This window comes from Rhodococcus mengyinensis (genome assembly GCF_048381435.1).
Lineage (GTDB): Bacteria > Actinomycetota > Actinomycetes > Mycobacteriales > Mycobacteriaceae > Rhodococcus_F > Rhodococcus_F opacus_D.
Genome location: NZ_JBLWIT010000136.1, coordinates 1 through 15588 on the forward strand (window position 1 = coordinate 1; position 15588 = coordinate 15588).

16 protein-coding genes and 1 pseudogene are annotated in these 15588 nt (G+C 68.3%); 9 read left to right on the forward strand and 8 right to left on the reverse strand.

Annotation, left to right across the window (positions count from 1 at the left end; genetic code table 11):
* The 4 genes from ACNJ7E_RS33670 to fdhA form a co-directional block, all read left to right on the forward strand.
* Window positions 1–1056 (forward strand): aromatic ring-hydroxylating oxygenase subunit alpha (locus ACNJ7E_RS33670; RefSeq protein ID WP_418341944.1); only part of this gene is annotated, 1056 nt, incomplete at its 5' end.
* An 18-nt stretch (window positions 1057–1074) separates the two neighbouring features.
* Entirely contained in the window at window positions 1075–1311 is a 237-nt protein-coding gene (locus ACNJ7E_RS33675) for a hypothetical protein (protein WP_348539604.1), read from the forward strand.
* A gap of 37 nt (window positions 1312–1348) precedes the next feature.
* A complete protein-coding gene (locus ACNJ7E_RS33680) occupies window positions 1349–2302 on the forward strand; it encodes a PDR/VanB family oxidoreductase (RefSeq protein WP_418341945.1) in 954 nt (317 codons plus the stop codon).
* Between the two features lie 156 nt (window positions 2303–2458).
* Window positions 2459–3679, forward strand: coding sequence for a formaldehyde dehydrogenase, glutathione-independent (fdhA, locus tag ACNJ7E_RS33685; RefSeq protein WP_418341946.1), 1221 nt, complete (start codon window positions 2459–2461; stop codon window positions 3677–3679).
* 788 nt (window positions 3680–4467) lie between these two features.
* On the opposite strand, the gene ACNJ7E_RS33690 is transcribed toward fdhA, so the two are convergent.
* Complete coding sequence (locus tag ACNJ7E_RS33690; protein WP_280780073.1) at window positions 4468–4761, reverse strand: hypothetical protein; 294 nt, start codon at window positions 4759–4761, stop codon at window positions 4468–4470.
* Window positions 4762–4978: 217 nt separating this feature from the next.
* Here ACNJ7E_RS33690 and ACNJ7E_RS33695 point away from each other — a divergent pair.
* Both ACNJ7E_RS33695 and ACNJ7E_RS33700 read left to right on the forward strand, forming a co-directional pair.
* Window positions 4979–5405: pseudogene (locus ACNJ7E_RS33695) on the forward strand (phosphatidylserine/phosphatidylglycerophosphate/cardiolipin synthase family protein); the annotation flags it as partial.
* A gap of 426 nt (window positions 5406–5831) precedes the next feature.
* Window positions 5832–6161 carry a carbon-nitrogen hydrolase family protein gene (locus ACNJ7E_RS33700; protein WP_280780072.1) on the forward strand — a complete coding sequence of 110 codons (330 nt, stop codon included), beginning with the start codon at window positions 5832–5834 and terminating at the stop codon, window positions 6159–6161.
* Window positions 6162–7231: 1070 nt separating this feature from the next.
* Here ACNJ7E_RS33700 and ACNJ7E_RS33705 read toward each other — a convergent pair.
* Window positions 7232–7972, reverse strand: coding sequence for a lipoate--protein ligase family protein (locus tag ACNJ7E_RS33705; RefSeq protein ID WP_280780071.1), 741 nt, complete (start codon window positions 7970–7972; stop codon window positions 7232–7234).
* A 239-nt stretch (window positions 7973–8211) separates the two neighbouring features.
* On the opposite strand from ACNJ7E_RS33705, the gene ACNJ7E_RS33710 reads away from it, so the two are divergent.
* The gene (locus ACNJ7E_RS33710) at window positions 8212–8649 is read left to right on the forward strand and encodes a cupin domain-containing protein (RefSeq protein WP_005256250.1); all 438 of its coding nucleotides are present in this window, start codon (window positions 8212–8214) and stop codon (window positions 8647–8649) included.
* Between the two features lie 20 nt (window positions 8650–8669).
* Here ACNJ7E_RS33710 and ACNJ7E_RS33715 read toward each other — a convergent pair whose 3' ends face one another.
* Genes ACNJ7E_RS33715 through dprE2 form a run of 4 tightly spaced genes read right to left on the reverse strand, consistent with a single transcriptional unit; the run spans window position 8670 to window position 12170 of the window.
* Window positions 8670–9413, reverse strand: coding sequence for a cobalt-precorrin-6A reductase (locus ACNJ7E_RS33715; RefSeq protein WP_280780070.1), 744 nt, complete (start codon window positions 9411–9413; stop codon window positions 8670–8672).
* Between the two features lie 2 nt (window positions 9414–9415).
* The gene (gene cobM, locus ACNJ7E_RS33720) at window positions 9416–10165 is read right to left on the reverse strand and encodes a precorrin-4 C(11)-methyltransferase (protein ID WP_280780069.1); all 750 of its coding nucleotides are present in this window, start codon (window positions 10163–10165) and stop codon (window positions 9416–9418) included.
* Window positions 10162–11397 (reverse strand): precorrin-6y C5,15-methyltransferase (decarboxylating) subunit CbiE, encoded by a 1236-nt coding sequence (gene cbiE / locus ACNJ7E_RS33725; RefSeq protein WP_418341947.1) that lies wholly within the window; start codon window positions 11395–11397, stop codon window positions 10162–10164. The genes cobM and cbiE overlap by 4 nt, the downstream gene beginning before the upstream one ends.
* Window positions 11394–12170: a decaprenylphospho-beta-D-erythro-pentofuranosid-2-ulose 2-reductase gene (dprE2, locus tag ACNJ7E_RS33730; protein WP_280780067.1), complete on the reverse strand. Its 777-nt coding sequence runs from the start codon at window positions 12168–12170 to the stop codon at window positions 11394–11396. Before dprE2 ends, cbiE begins: the two co-directional genes overlap by 4 nt.
* Window positions 12171–12200: 30 nt before the next feature.
* Here dprE2 and ACNJ7E_RS33735 point away from each other — a divergent pair, with 30 nt between their 5' ends.
* Window positions 12201–12614: a pyridoxamine 5'-phosphate oxidase family protein gene (locus ACNJ7E_RS33735; RefSeq protein ID WP_418341948.1), complete on the forward strand. Its 414-nt coding sequence runs from the start codon at window positions 12201–12203 to the stop codon at window positions 12612–12614.
* On the opposite strand, the gene ACNJ7E_RS33740 is transcribed toward ACNJ7E_RS33735, so the two are convergent.
* Entirely contained in the window at window positions 12574–13332 is a 759-nt protein-coding gene (locus tag ACNJ7E_RS33740) for a polyprenol monophosphomannose synthase (RefSeq protein WP_105416207.1), read from the reverse strand. The two genes, ACNJ7E_RS33735 and ACNJ7E_RS33740, sit on opposite strands and share 41 nt — an antisense overlap.
* Before the next feature lie 118 nt (window positions 13333–13450).
* Window positions 13451–14590, reverse strand: a complete 1140-nt coding sequence (locus ACNJ7E_RS33745) for a M24 family metallopeptidase (protein ID WP_280780066.1) — start codon at window positions 14588–14590, stop codon at window positions 13451–13453.
* A 36-nt stretch (window positions 14591–14626) separates the two neighbouring features.
* Here ACNJ7E_RS33745 and ACNJ7E_RS33750 point away from each other — a divergent pair, with 36 nt between their 5' ends.
* Window positions 14627–15583 carry a 5'-3' exonuclease gene (locus ACNJ7E_RS33750; RefSeq protein WP_418341949.1) on the forward strand — a complete coding sequence of 319 codons (957 nt, stop codon included), beginning with the start codon at window positions 14627–14629 and terminating at the stop codon, window positions 15581–15583.
* The last annotated feature ends 5 nt before the right edge of the window (window positions 15584–15588 follow it).

Sequence of the window (15588 nt, forward strand, 5' to 3'; positions counted from 1 at the left end):
AACCAGTGGTACGTCGCAGCCTACGGCCGTGAGGTCGGACGCGAACTGTTCTCGCGCACCATCTGCGAGGAGCCGATCCTGTTCTGGCGGACCGAGGCCGGCGAGGCCGTTGCGATGAGCGACCGGTGCGTGCACCGCCGGTACCCGCTGTCCGAGGCACCGAGCCGGCTTGACGGCGACAAGGTGGTCTGCGGCTATCACGGTTTCACCTACGGCAGCGACGGTGGCTGCGTGTTCGTGCCCGGCCAGGCGCGCGTTCCCCGCACCGCCCGGCTGAAGTCGTACCAGGTGGTCGAGCAGGACTCGTTCGTGTGGGTCTGGATCGCCGACCCGCAGAACCCCCAGCAGGGCGACCCCGCCCGCATCCCCCGCGCACCGTGGATGGATTCCCCCGACTACACCGTGGTCAGCGGCATGGAACCGATCGACTGCAACTACGGCCTGCTCGTCGACAACCTGATGGACCTGTCGCACGAGACGTACCTGCACGGCGGTTACATCGGCACCCCCGAGGTAGCGGAAACCCCGATCACCACGGAGATCGACGAGGACCGAAACGTCATCTACGTGTCCCGGCACATGGACGACGCCGAGTGCCCGCCGTTCTACTCCAAGTCCACCGGCATCGAGGGACGCATCACCCGCTGGCAAGACATCGAGTACACGCCCCCGTGCCTGTACCTGCTGCACAGCCGCATCGCCCCGATCGGCGCACCGCTGCCCGGCGACGACGGCTCCGACCCGCACGCGTTCCACAGCGAGATCGTGTACGCGATCACCCCGTCGACGGAGAATTCCACCCTCGACTTCTGGGCCGTGGCCCGCGACTTCGCGGTCGGCGACGACGCCGTCACGACGTTCCTGGCCGAGAACAACCGGACCGTCGTGATGCAGGACGTCGTAGCGCTGAACATCCTGCAGAAGGCGCTCGACACGGAGAAGGACGGCTACCAGGAGCTGTCGATCAACATCGACGCCGGCGGCCTCGGCGCACGCCGGATCCTGAAGAAGCTGGTCGACGCGCCGCAGGCCGCCACGGCAGCGACGGTGGGCTGAGCCGTGGAACCGACCAGGATGCTCCGCGGCGCCAACGTGATGCGCATCGTCTGGCTTCCGGGCTCGGACCTGCTCGAGGGCGAGTGCCACTGCGGCGCGCGCCACGTCGCGGAAGAACCCGCCGCCCTCTGGGAGTGGTTGCTCGCCCACCCCGAGGGACACGCCAGCGCTCCCATCCCCGAACCGTGGTCCACGCGACCACATTCAGTAACCGCGGATTGCGTCGACACCACACACCAGCTCGCCCACACCTGACCCCCAGCTCAGCCGGCACCATCGAAACCAGGTGAGAATGAAAAGCACCCACAACGAGACCGATCTGTCGCTCGTCGTCGCAGCCAAGTTCGAGGCCGCCGACGGCGTGGCCGTCCTTCAACTGCGCCAGCCCGACGGGGCCGACCTCCCGCAATGGTCACCGGGTGCCCATATCGACCTGATCCTCACCCCGGAGCTCACCCGCCAGTACTCGCTGTGTGGGGATCCGTCGGACCGCAGCGTCTGGCAGATCGGCGTCCTGCGTGAATCCGCCGGGCGCGGCGGCTCCCAGTTCGTGCACGACAAGCTCTCCTCCGGTGACACCGTGCAGGTGCGCGGCCCCCGCAACCACTTCGAACTCGAACAAGCGGACAACTACCTGTTTATCGCTGGTGGCATCGGAATTACCCCGATCATGGCGATGGCCGCCGAAGTTGACCGAGCCGGCTCGCAGTGGACGCTCGTCTTCGGTGGCCGCAGCCGCGCGACTATGGCGTTCGCTGACGAGTTGTCCACCCACTATCCGGAACACGGGGTCATTAATCCCCAGGACGAAGGGAGCCTGATCGACCTGGACGGCCTTCTCGGCGAACCACTTCCGGACACCCTCGTCTACACCTGCGGGCCCGGGGCCCTGCTCGAGGCGGTCACCGACAAATGCCAGTCCTGGCCCACAGGAAGCCTCCACCTCGAACGGTTCAGCGCCAAACCGCTGAGCGAACCTGTCCTCAACACTTCGTTCGAGGTCGAACTCGCCTTGACCGGCAAGACCCTCACCGTGCACCCGGACGAGTCGATCCTCGACGCCGTTACGGCCTGCGGAATCCAGGTCCTGTCATCCTGCGAGCAAGGCACCTGCGAAACCCCGGTCCTGGGCGGCACTGTCGACCACCGCGACTCACTACTGACCAAGGAAGAGCAAGACGCACACGACACAATGATGATCTGCGTATCCCGCGCCAGTTGCCCCCGGTTGATCCTCGAAATCTGAACCCCGCGACCATCCGTCGGTCGGCCCACTGGCCGCCGAACATCGGGGATCGCAGATACCGAAACGCAGCTGACCCTTCACCCACCAACTCATCGCATGATCCCGGGCCAGCGAGCCTGTACATATTCACATCAATCGATTGGAGTATCGATTCCTATGTCCGACAACAGAGCAGTGGTCTATGCCGGCGCCGGCAAAGTGGAAGTGGTCGACGTCGACTTCCCCTCCTTCACCCTGCAGGACGGTCCCGGCGTCAACCCCGCCAGTGTCGGACGTGAATGCCCACACGGAGTCATCCTCAAGGTCGTCTCCACCAACATCTGCGGCAGCGACCAGCACATGGTCCGCGGCCGCACCACCGCACCCGAAGGCCTCGTCCTCGGCCACGAAATCACCGGCGAGGTGATCGAGGTCGGTCGCGACGTCGAATTCATCAAGGTCGGCGACCTGTGCTCGGTTCCGTTCAACATCGCCTGCGGCCGCTGCCGCAACTGCAAGGAAGGCAAGACCGGGATCTGCCTGAACGTCAACCCCGACCGACCCGGCGCCGCCTACGGCTACGTCGACATGGGTGGCTGGGTCGGCGGACAAGCCCAGTACGTCATGGTCCCCTACGCCGACTGGAACCTGCTGAAGTTCCCCGACCGCGACCAGGCGATGGAGAAGATCCTCGACCTGACCATGCTCTCGGACATCTTCCCCACCGGCTTCCACGGCTGCGTCACCGCCGGAGTCGGCGTCGGGTCCACCGTCTACATCGCCGGCGCCGGCCCCGTCGGTCTCGCCGCTGCGGCCAGCGCCCAACTCCTCGGAGCCGCCGTGGTGATCGTCGGCGACCTGAACTTGGACCGGCTCACGCAGGCCCGCAGCTTCGGGTGCGAGACCGTCGACGTCTGCCAGGGCGACCCGAAAGACCAGATCGAACAGCTCCTCGGGGTACCGGAGGTGGACTGTGGCGTCGACGCCGTCGGTTTCGAGGCCCGCGGGCACGGTCACGGCGCGGCAACGGAAGCTCCGGCCACCGTCCTGAACTCACTGATGGACATCACCACCGCCGGCGGCGCGATCGGCATCCCCGGTCTCTACGTCACCGGGGACCCCGGGGCCGTCGACGAGGCCGCCAAGGTCGGTGCCCTCTCGCTCAGCCTGGGCACAGGATGGGCCAAGTCCTTGTCCTTGGCCACCGGACAGTGCCCGGTCATGAGCTACCACCGCAGTTTGATGATGGCGATCCTCCATGACAGGGTCCAGATCGCCAAGGCCGTCAACGCGAGGCCGATCAGCCTCGAGCAGGCACCCCAGGGGTACGCCGAATTCGACTCCGGTGAAGCCACAAAATTCGTCCTCGACCCCCACAACGTGATCAGCGCGGCCTGAGATCACGCAGGGTGGGAGAGGCATTCTCCCGGTGAATGCTCGTTGCTCTCCCACCCGTCTCTGCCCGCACCGAACGCCCGGCCTAAACCAACGACGCGGGAATCACTGACTCACCCCGTATCCGAGCTGACCAGACGAGATTTCACACTGACGGCAGCAGATCCGACGTTGGCGCCCGATCCCCTCACTGACCAGCTGCGCCGCCGAATCTTCTGTCTCATGAGACATATGGGATTCTGGAAAACACGTGAGTGTGGAACCTACACCACCACGCCGAAAACGGCGGTGCTTACTTCGTGCACTTCCGGTTTGTGCGCACTAAGCCGCGATAACTTCAGTTTGCCCACCGTCTTTACCCATCCCAGGTTCGCACAGCGTCGGCAACCGGACTTGGTGACGCGCTCCCCAGCGTCGCGGAGCGTTGTCGCATCCAGGTCACTACCAGTTGGATTGAGAACCCCGCATGAATACGTGACTCGTGACGCGCTGCGCGCCCACCAGAACGATCTGCAGCGATCGCACCTTCGTCGATAGCACGAACGTGCCCTCAGCAAGCGGAATCAGGTGTGCCAAGGGCTCTTACGCATGCTTACCCGACCGTCAGTTCGTGGAAGCACGGAGGCCCACATCAATGCGCGCAATAGGTGACACCCCGGAAGCATCCAACACTTGGCACCGGCATCAACCGGGCGCGTACAGCGACCGAGGGCCGTGGGGGACGACAATGTCCCGCACCGGCATCGATGCGGGGCACTCGCCTCAGAAGGGACAGCAGAGGCTGCTGTCGGTTACCCGCGGGAGAGTCCGGGCTGGATCTGGATTTGCCCGGGGTTGGCCTTGGTCTTGCCGACCGTCCATTCGCCGTCCGCACCGCACACCAGGGCGCCATTGCGGTCGCCGGGCTTGCCGTACGTCACCGTCTCGTTGCCTTGGGAGTCCGTGTTCACGATCGGGCACGGACCACCGGTGGGACCGTTCGGGCCGATCGGCTCGGCCTGAGCGACGGACGCTGCCCCGGCCGCACTCAGGACCGTAAAGGCAGTGAAGGCGATGGCGGTAAAGGTTCGGCGGGCGTTGATCATTCATTCGCTCCTGAGGATGTCGGGGAGGTGCGTCGGTGACAGGTACAACTCTGCCCACTCCAGCGCCCGATCTGAAGCAACCCCAGGGGTCCGTTCGCCCACCCCGGGGAGGGAAACACCCCACCCCAACACGGCGTGGCAGAGGGCCCGCCCGAGGGCCTGAGGCCAATATCGATTACACCGAGCCGGGCGTTCCCACCCGCTACCGTGTCCGGGTATGGCGACCACCTTCCACGGACCGAGCCCGTGGCCGCACATCACCCGCGCCATCCGCACCCGTGGAATCCGGCACGCTGCGATCGCCCACCTCGGCCAGGACGCGCCAACCCTGATGCCGCTGCGCGCCGGGGACGTCCTCGTCGTCAACGCCTCCCGCGCCGCGGTCCGGGCGCACCTGACCTCCCCGGTCGCGCTCGCGTACTACGTCGACGCCGGAGTGCGGGTGCTGTCGTCACCGAACCTGCACGCCAATGTCATCGCCACCGACCGGCGGGCGGTCATCGGCTCCCGCCAAACGCCTCCCGCCAAACGCCTCCCACAGCTCCACCCTCGCCGAGGAGGCCGTGGTCATTACCGACCACCCCGACATTGTCGCCGCCGTGCGGAGGTTCATCGACGGCATCGACGAGATCACCGAGGTCGATCATCCCGTCCGGCGAACGGAGGTACAGGGGTTTGGCTCGTCTCGTAACCCTCGGCGTGTCACCAGTTATGTGTCGCCCTGTGGTCCTGGCCAGTCGGTCGGACGCGGCGCCCCGGCGTCACCGATCCACCTTCACGTTTCGAGGAAAGGGTCCCACCACCACGCAAAGGCTAAGCCTGTGCTTTCCTCAGGGAACTGCCATCTAGACCTGTGGTGGAACCAGCACCTGCCGTACTGCCATGTCGAGCACAGGTCGCCAGTCACCCCCACGCCGCGTCGGCGTCGCCAAGTCAAGATTTCCGCGCCGACCCGCGCAGCACCTGAACCTCGGGTTCACGGTCGCCGTGGACGGGCGCCATCGGACTCGCTCGTCGGATCCCGGATGCGGGACGGCCGACCCCACTCCATCGATCCAAGGTAGGAGATAGTGCGCACTCTCGACGTCGCGGCAGTCGAGCTCGATATCCGTGTCGGCGACATCGACCACAATGTGGAGTGCATTCGCGACGGTGTCGCGCGCGGTGTCGCGGCCGGAGCCCGCTTGATCGTGCTGCCCGAGCTCGCCACCAGCTTTTCCGCGCGACACGGACCCACGTTCGAGCGAGACGCTTCTGCCGTACCCGATCATGATCAAACCTGTCATCGGTTTGCTGCTATCCAGGGGCATTTGCTCAGGCGATTCGGCCCGCGTCGGGTCGAGGGTCAGCACCCTCGAGGCTCGCTGGTTGATCCGATTACAACCATCGCGACCCCCTAACCGCCCCGCCCGCGCAGTGCACAGAGTAGTTATTCCGGTGCGCATCGGAACGACAGCGATCTTCCGAACATGACTGAGAGGCAGCGGAACCAAGTACCGCCGCCTTCTCGAAGACCGACAGCGCAACGACCCCCGAACACGCCCTCGAGCGGCTAAGCGAGACTGTCGGCGACGCGTCCGCGACCGGTGGCCGGCATGCCCAGACACCGGTCGTTGTGGTGGGTGCCCCGGACGGAGAGACGATCTGGCGGGGGCGGGGGTGGTGTGCAGCCACCGCGTGATCCGCGCGCAGTGCGCGATCTTCATGTAGATCGGATCGAAATGCCCGCGCGGGTCTCGTCGGTCGGCAGCCTCAGGCGGGTTTGAGCGTCATGCCAGGGGAGGTGCCGGGCGAGGTCGCCGCCCGGGACCCACGCCGCGAGCGCCTAGGCGGTCGCGCGTGCGGTGCCGACGAAGTCGCCGATCCACGGAACCACGGCGTCGCGCACCTGAATCCGTCGGGCGAGCAACCCGTTCGACAGCAGCAGGTCGGTGGCGCGTTGCCTTTCGTCCAGGAATTCGCCGATGACCGGGTTGATGCCGAACGGCCGTCCGCGCAGCGCCGCGTCCCACGCGTCGAGACTTTTCGTCCAATTCCTGCAACGCCTCGATGATCGCGCAAGTTGCTCCGCGCCACAGCTGAGGGCCCGCCGCCGCTGATGATGTTGTAGACCAGCCGGCCTCCGGTGGCGTGTTGCAGGCTCGCGGGCATCCTGCCGCCTGCAACGGGTCCGTGGCCTCGGCGGTGTGACCTGCAACGTTGAGGTCTAGCGTGCGCAACGTTCTAAGCTTCTTGACCGGTACGCGGCTTCCTGCAGGTCCCCAGTTGATCGTGAGCGCGGTGAACACGACCGCGATGCTGGGTCTCGGCTTTGCGACAACGCTGGAACCCGGTAGAACGGCGGTCCAACAGTTTGTACCGAGGCCTGCGTTCTCCAGAACAGAACGCTCGCGCGCGCCCCGCCAGAGGTGTGAAATTCACTGTCCGGCAACGTTCTAGGCCAATGGGTCAACGCACGGCGCGGTGACCCTCACGCCACATGTGCGTCGCGCAGGGTCGCGGCCTCCGCGAGTACGTCGGGGTCTGCGATCAGTTCGCGAACCACGCCGACCTCGGCGAGGACCGCAGCCCGGACCTGGTCGAGGGTGACGTCCGGATTCAGGTCGGTCAGCGACGCCGCCGTCCCGGGGTCGAACTCCAGCTCGAGCGCGGCGTTGACATCGGTGAGCACCGCCCGCACCGGGTCGGAATCGGACACCACCAGTTCGAAGCCGAACAGCCACGCCCCGGCGACTATTCGCTGCGCGGTTCCTGCGAGCTTGACGCGGCCCGCGCCGTTCACCGTCCAATCACCAGGGCAATACTCACCGGGCACCGGTCCGATGCGAGCGTCGACACCCAGCTTCCTCAGCACGTCGACGAGCCGCGGGGTGATGCGCTGGAAGCGGGGCCGGGCCCCGACCATGCCCTCCGTGTCGCGGGAGAACATCTCCACGACGAGGGTCTGCTCGTGGTAGGCCGCCGCCCGACCGCCTGCCCCTCGGACGACGGGGGTGAATCCATGTCGCCGCGCCGCCGCGGCGGCGGCCGGAAACTGCGGTCGAACAGCGTCCAGCCGCCCGAACGACAGCGTCCGCGCGGGACTGTAGATGCGGATCAGCGCAGGGGCATTCGGCTCCCGCGCGGTGCGACGCAGAAGCGCCGTAGCAAGCGCCGCGTCCAACACGGGATCGTCCGGAAAGTGAGTGGTCAGCAACTGCTCGATCGTCATGCTTGTCCTGTCGGTCCGCTCCGCAACCCCACGGCCACGACATCATCGCCGCGACCGGCACGCCTTTACAGTGTCGCCGAGGGCGACGACGAGAGCACCCTGAGGTAGGTGACCGGGATCGGGTTCGCGGATATCCCGCGGCCGCTCCCTCCGGAGCCCTACCCTGGACACGCCGAAAGGCACTCCCCCTGGATGCCTGCGCGCAGTGTGCAGGGCCAGCGCGCCGAGAGGTCGTCACGATGCTCCTCAGATCGAGTGTGGTCGTCTTGTCCTGTGCCGTAGCCGCGGTGCTGTCCGCTTCCCCCGCCCAGGCCACGCCGTCCTCGGGGGTGACCGCGCAGGTTCTGTTCGAGACGACGGTTCCGGCGGTCGCCGGAAGCTCGGCGGGCACCGATCTCACGCTGCGGCGCATCGAGATCGCCCCCGGCGGCACGACGGGATGGCATTACCACGACGGTCCGGTGTACGCGTTCGTCGAATCCGGTGTGCTGTCCCGCACTCTGCAGGACTGCACGAAAGCGGTGACGACAGCCGGTCAGGCGATCACCGAGGACCACGGAAGCGATCACGTCCACGAGGGCTCGAATCTGGGAACCGAACCGCTGGTGCTGCTCGCGTTCTACACGGAACCGGAGGGCAAGCCCCTGTCCGAGGACGCGCCGGCGCCGGCCTGCTGACGGTCACCGCGCCCGCCTCCTCATCGGGTGACCGAGTCGATCCACTCGACCGCTCCCGCGACGTCGTCCACCGTTGTCGTTCCCGACGGCAACGGTGGACGGCTGATCATCAGTACCGGAACGCTCAGTGCGCGGGCGGCGTCGAGTTTCGCGTCGGTCTGACCGCCGCCGCTGTTCTTGGTGACCAGGACGTCGATGCGGTGCTCGCGCATCAGCGCGATCTCGTCGGTCACCGCGAACGGCCCGCGGGCGAGGAGCAGCGTCGACTCCGGCGGCGTCGCCACATCGGGCGGATCGATCGCGCGGATGAGAAACCACAGTGCGTGCAGGCCGGCGAACGCGTCGACACCCTGCCTGCCGATGGTGAGGAAGACTCTCGTTCCCAGGTCGGGCAGCAGTGTGGCCGCGTCGGCGAGGTCGGCGGCGCGGTGCCAGCGTTCGCCGGGATTCGGAGACCATTCGGGGCGCCGGAGGACGACGTGCGGTATCCCGCGACGGTGCGCGGCCTCGGCGGCGTTGCTCGTGACCTTCGCCGCGAACGGGTGCGTGGCGTCCACGATCGCGTCGACGGGATGCGCGCGCAGCCACTCGTCGAGTCCGTCCGCTCCCCCGAATCCGCCGATCCGCACGTCACCGACGGGCAGGCGCGGATCACGGACCCGGCCGGCGAGGGAGGACACGGTGTCGACACCCGGAACGTCCGCGAGTGCGGCGGCAAGCGCTCGGGCCTCCCCGGTGCCGCCGAGGATCAGGATCCGCGCCACGCTCAGTGGGTGGTGCGCTCGCGCGTGGCGGAATACAGGTAACTGTCCGGAAATCCCTCGGCCGCAAGCACTTTCCCGACGATCACCACGGCGGTCTTCGTGACGCCCGCCGCCTTCACCTGATCGGCGATCGTCGCCAGGGTGCCGCGGAGCACGATCTCGTCGGGACGCGAGGCGAACGCGACAACGGCGGCGGGACAGTCGCGGCCGTAGTTCTCGGTGAGCTCTTCGACGATCTGATCGATCCGGTGCGCACCCAGGTGCACCACCATCGTGGCACCACTGCGGCCGAGGGAACGTAGGTCCTCGCCCTCCGGCATCGCGGTGGACAACGTGGACACCCGGGTCAGCACGATCGACTGCGAGACACCGGGAACGGTCAGCTCCCGCCCCAGCGACGCCGCCGCCGCGGTGAACGCGGGCACTCCGGGCACCACGGTGTACGCGACGCCGGCGGCTTCGAGCCGGCGCACCTGCTCGGCGACGGCACTGAAGATCGACGGGTCACCCGAATGCAGGCGCGCGACGTCCTGACCGGCCGTGTCCGCCTCGATCAGCAGGGCGACGATCTCGTCGAGACTCAGCCGCGCCGTGTCGATCACCCGCGCACCCTCGGGGCATTCCGCCAGGAGTTCCTGCGGGACGAGGCTGCCCGCATACAGGCAGACGGGGCTCCCCGCGATGATCCGCTGCGCGCGGACCGTGACCAGGTCGGCCGCGCCGGGACCTGCCCCGATGAAGTACACCGTCATGCCGCATCACCTTTCGACTGCTTCGTCACCGACCACTGCACCACCGGCAGTTGCGGCCGCCACGCGGTGAACCCGCCGAGTGGCTCACCGCGATACACCTGGAACTTGCGGAGCTGCCCGCCGCATTTCGAGAACCACTGCAGCAGAAACGCTTCCGATTCCGCCGTCACCGCGTTGACCACCATCCGGCCGCCGGCCCGGAGCCGCGACCAGCACTCGTCGAGCAGGCCGCCCTGCGTGACACCACCGCCGACGAAGATCGCGTCCGGTGTGGACAGCGCGGGTGGTACGTCCTCGAACGCCGCGGGTGCGTCGCCGAACACGGCGAGGGACGGCACCCCGAGCGCGGCCGCGTTCGACTCGATCTGGTCGACGCGTGCCGCGCTGCGCTCGAAAGTCACGGCCCGGCAGCGGGGGTGGGTACGCATCCATTCGATCGCGACCGTGCCGGACCCGCCTCCCACATCCCACAGCAACTCCCCCGCCGCCGGGGCGAGGGCGCACAGCGTCAGGGCACGGATCTCGTGTTTGGTCATCTGCCCGTCGCCCGTGAACGCGACGTCGGGCAGTCCGGGCATCCGGGTCATCCGGAGGGTGCCGGAGTCGGCCCGGCAGTCGATCGCGATCACGTTCAGCCGGGCCCCCGGTTCGTGCGGCCAGGCCGACGCCGTTCCGTCGAGCCTCGACTCGTCGGGTCCGCCCAGTTCGCCCAGCACCATGAGCCGCGACGGTCCGAACCCGTGTTTCGTCAGGAGCTCGGCCACGGCAGCGGGGGTGTGCTCGTCGCGGCTCAGCACGAGCAGTCGCGTGTGATCGCCGAGTGCAGGCAGGAGCGCGCCCACGGGCCGGTTCACGAGACTGACCACGGGCGTCTCGTGCGCGGCCCAGCCCAGCCGCGCGCACGCCAGGGTGGCCGAGGACGGGTGCGAGATCACCCGAACCCGCTCCGCGCCGAGCAGGTCGACGAGGGTGACGCCGATACCGTGGAACATCGGGTCTCCGCTGGCCAGGACGCACACCCGCCTCCCGTGGTGCTGTTCGAACAGGCCCGGTAGCGCGGGGACGAGCGGCGACGGCCAGGCCACCCGCAGCGCCGGCGACTCCGGAAGCAGGGCGAGTTGCCGCCCCGAACCCATCACCACGTCGGCGCCCTCGATCGCGCGTCGCGCGGACGGCGACAGACCGTCCCACCCGTCGGCCCCGATCCCGACGACGACGATCGGGTCGGTCATCGCGGCATCCGGCGCCAGATCGCCTGCGGCAGCAACCTCATGACGAAGAACACCGGGCGCAACCGTCCCGGCACCCACACTCGGCTCGCACCGCGGTGCAGACCGCGCACGACAGCGTCCGCGACCTGTGCCGGTGTGCTCGACATCGGCGCCGGCGACATCCCCTCGGTCATCCGGCCGATCACGAAACCGGACCGGACGAGCAGGAGGGAGACACCGCTACCGTGGAGGGCGTCACCGAGACCGGAGGCGAATCCGTCCAGGCCCGCCTTCGCCGACCCGTACACGTAGTTGGCCCGGCGCACACGCACACCCGCGACGGACGAGAACACCACGATCCGCCCCGACCGCTGTTCCCGGAGCAGGCTGGCGAGATGCGTGAGCACAGCGACCTGCGCGACGTAGTCGGTGTGGACCACGGCGACGGCGTGCCGCGCGTCCCGCTCAGCGCGCGCCTGATCGCCGAGAATGCCGAACGCCAGCACCGCCACCGACAGCGGTCCGTGCGCGTCCACCACGGACCGCAGCAGCTTCTCGTGGCTGTCCAAGTCGTCGGCATCGAATTCCACGCAGTCGACCACGGACGCGCCCGCGTCCAGCAGCGCCTGCCGTTCGGCGGCGAGTTCGGTGCTGCGGCGGGCCGCGAGGACGATCGTGCGGCCGGGCGCGAGCCGGGACGCGATATCGAGGCCGATCTCGCTGCGACCACCGAGGAGGAGTACCACCCCGTCGTCGCCGGGCTTGCCGCTGTTCTTCTTCGATCCCAGGCTCACCAGTCCAGTGTCCTGGATTACCGTCGGAGCATGGACCGCACCCCCTCCACCCCGATCCGCCTGACCGACGCGGCACTCACCTTCCTCGGCGAATACCACCTCGGGACGCTCACCACGCTCCGCAAGAACCGCACCCCGCACGTCGTCGCCGTCGGCTTCACCTGGGATCAGGAGCACGGGCTGGCGCGGGTCATCACCAACGGCTCCTCGCAGAAGGCCCTCAACGCCGAACGCGGAGGATACGGCGCGGTGAGCCAGGTGGACGGACCGCGCTGGATGACCCTCGAGGGTCCCGCCCGGGTCCTGACCGACCCCGAGTCCGTCGCCGACGCCGTCGCCCGCTACGCCGCCAGGTACCGCCAGCCCCGGGTGAACCCGACCCGCGTGGTCGTGGAGATCGCCGTCAGCCGCGTACTCGGCTCGGCTGCGCTGCGTCACCACTGAATCGCAGCTTCCACGGGACCAGCGCGGACTCGATCTGCACGGCGAGGCTCATCTTGGACACGCCGTCGGTGCGCTCCTCGAACCGGATCGGGACCTCCGCGATGGTCATGCCGCGCTGCACCGTGCGGTAGTTCATCTCCACCTGGAACGCGTACCCGTTGCTCTGCACACCGTCGACGTCGATGGCCCGCAGCGTGTCCGCGTGCCACGCCTTGAACCCGGCGGTGGCGTCCTTGACGCGCAGCCGCAGGATCGCGTTGACGTAGAAATTCGCCCACGCCGACAGCGCCTTGCGATGCCAGGGCCAGTCGCTGGCGACCGCGCCGCCCGCCACGTAGCGGGAGCCGAGCACGACGGCCGCGTCCGTCGTCGCCAGCGTCTCCACCATCCGCGGAATGGCCTCGGTGGGGTGCGACAGGTCGGCGTCCATCTGGATCACGATGTCCGCGCCCTCGTCCAGCGCCCTGCTCATCCCGGCGACGTAGGCCCGCCCGAGGCCGTCCTTCACGGTCCGGTGCAGGACTCCGACCGGGATCGGACCGCTCTGCGCCAGGGTGTCGGCGACCTCACCGGTGCCGTCCGGCGAGTTGTCGTCGACGACCAGCACATGCAGGTTCGGAATCTCCGACGCCGCGAGAAGCTCGACGATCTTGGGCAGGTTGTCGCGTTCGTTGTAGGTCGGTACGACGACGGTTACCTTCGGGGCGACGCTTTCCATGACACCTTCGCGTGATCTGTGATCCCGACTCTCCGCAGACGTGCAGCGGCGAGTGCGGTCGTGAACAAATGGAAGATGTTACTACCCGCGCCGCACCGCCCCCGCACGCTCCCGGCGCTCAGCCGGGGAGAACCGTCAGCCCGTGCGGCCGGGTGTTGACCGGCTCACAGCCGTCGGCGGTCACGATGACGATGTCCTCGATCCGTGCACCCCACTCCCCGCGGAAGTAGAGGCCGGGCTCCACGCTGAACGCCATCCCCTCGGCCAGTTCGATCGCGTTACCCGACACGATGTACGGCTCCTCGTGCACCGACAACCCGATTCCGTGCCCGGTCCGGTGCACGAACACCTCCGCCAGCCCCTGCGCGGCCAGCAGGTCGCGGGCGGCCGCGTCGACCGCTTCCGCGGTGACGCCGGGGCGCACCAGGTCGACGGCCGCCGCCTGCGCCTCCTCGAGCACCGCGAACTTGGCGGCCACACCCGGATCGGGCTCACCCATGCTGTACGTGCGGGTGGAGTCGGAGTTGTAGCCGGGTTCGACGGGTCCGCCGATGTCGATGACCACGACATCACCCGATTCGACGACCCGCTCGGACACCTCGTGGTGCGGGTCGGCGCCGTGCGGTCCCGAGCCGACGATGACGAACGCCGCCTCGGTGTGCCCCTCCGCCAGGATCGCGGCGGTAATGTCGGCCGCCACCTCGGCCTCGGTGCGGCCGACCTTCAGGAACTCCCCCATGCGGGCGTGGACCCGGTCGATGGCCTGACCGGCCCGGCGCAACGCGTCGATCTCCGCGTCGTCCTTGACCATCCGCAGCTCCCGCAGCACCCCGGTGGCCAGGACCGGCAGCGCGCCGAGCGCCTCCGACAGCGGAATCAGGTGCAGCGCAGGCATCGCATCGGTGACCGCGGTCCGGGCAGGAGACGGCAGCAGTCCCGACACCAACGCGTACGGGTCGACCCCGTCGACCCAGTCGCGGATCGTCAACCCGAGTTCGGACGCAGCCGACTCGGTGAGCGACGCCAGTTCGAGCCGCGGCACGACCACGGACGCGGTGTCGCCGTTCGCGGGAATCACCAGGCAGGTGAGCCGTTCGAACGACTCCGCGCGCGAACCCAGCAGATACCGCAGGTCGGGTCCGGGGGTGATGAGGAGGCCGTCGAGTCCGGCGTCGCGGGCCAGTGCGCCTGCGCGAGCGATCCGGTCGGCATAGATGGTGGTCGGGAAGCGTGAAGTCGATGCACCGAGGGAACTCATGGCTTCAGGCTAAACCGGTTTGGCAGGATGAGGGTCATGACAGGGCCTCTGCTTCTCCTCGACGGTGCCAGCCTGTGGTTTCGCGCGTACTACGCGCTACCCGACTCCATCACCTCCCCCGACGGTCGATCCGTCAACGCGGTGCGCGGGTTCACCGACATGGTGGCCGCACTGATCACCAAGCACCAGCCGTCCCGGCTCGCGGTGTGCCTCGACCTCGACTGGCGGCCCGCGTTCCGCGTCGAGGCGGTGCCCACCTACAAGGCGCACCGGGTCGCCGAGGACACCGGCGGGGCGGAGGAAGAGGTTCCCGACACCCTGTCGCCGCAGGTCCCGATGATCCTGGATGTCCTGGCCGCCACCGGAATCGCGACCGCCGGCGCCGAAGGGCTCGAAGCCGACGACGTGCTCGGCACCCTGGCCGCCACCGAGACCCGCGACACCACCATCGTCGTCACCGGCGACCGCGACCTCCTGCAGGTCGTCACGGACGCCCCGGTGCCGGTGCGGGTGCTGTACGTGGTGCGCGGCCTCGCCAAGGCCGAACTGCTCGGGCCGGAAGAGGTCGCAGCCAAGTACGGGGTACCCGCCGACCGGGCCGGTGAGGCCTACGCCGAACTCGCCCTGCTGCGCGGCGACTCGTCCGACGGGCTACCGGGAGTGAAGGGGATCGGCGAGAAGACCGCGTCGAGCCTGATCATGCAATACGGATCGCTCGCCGCCCTGCGGGCCGCCGCAGTCGACCCCGAATCCGACATGGCGAAGGGTGCTCGCGCGAAATTCGCCGCCGCAGCCGACTATCTCGACGCGGCGCTGCCGGTGGTGCGGGTGGTGCGGGACGCCGATGTCGAGCTGTCCCGCGAAGACACGCTGCCTGCCGAACCGGTCGACGCGGACCGGCTCGGCAGGCTGGCGGAGGAACTCGGAATCGAGAATTCCGTCGGCCGCCTCACTGCGGCGATGAAAACGGTGGCCGCCGCACGGGTTCCGTGACGGCC